General features: G+C 59.9%; 1 pseudogene. It reads right to left on the minus strand.

The annotated features are described in order from the left end of the window. Positions 1-159: 159 nt before the first annotated feature. Positions 160-347, minus strand: a pseudogene (locus tag XcuCFBP2542_RS19680) (hypothetical protein); the annotation flags it as partial.

Consider the following 347-nt stretch of genomic DNA (forward strand, 5'->3'; position numbering starts at 1 on the left):
TTCAACGATGGATGAGCTGTGATCTGCATGTGGCGCGTTGGTCCTTGAATGCGAGTTGACGATGCTAGTCAGGATGTTTTCCGTTGGCCACATTACCCATCCGGTGTCGGCTCACTGTGTACCGCTTCGGTCGGCGATGGTCAATTGCCTGCGGATTGCTTAACGAAACTGCGGGTAATCCTGCACCAGGCGTGCTTCCACTGCCGCTGCCAACGGATGCGGTGCCACTGGCGGCATGTCCCGGACGAACGCCCAGGGCGTATCGATCAACAGATGATCGGTCTTGAACTCGGGCAGGCCCTGGCGGCGGCGTAGCGCCTGCACGGCCAGTAGCTCGGCGGGAAAGA

It is taken from the genome of Xanthomonas cucurbitae (assembly GCF_002939885.1).
Lineage (GTDB): Bacteria > Pseudomonadota > Gammaproteobacteria > Xanthomonadales > Xanthomonadaceae > Xanthomonas > Xanthomonas cucurbitae.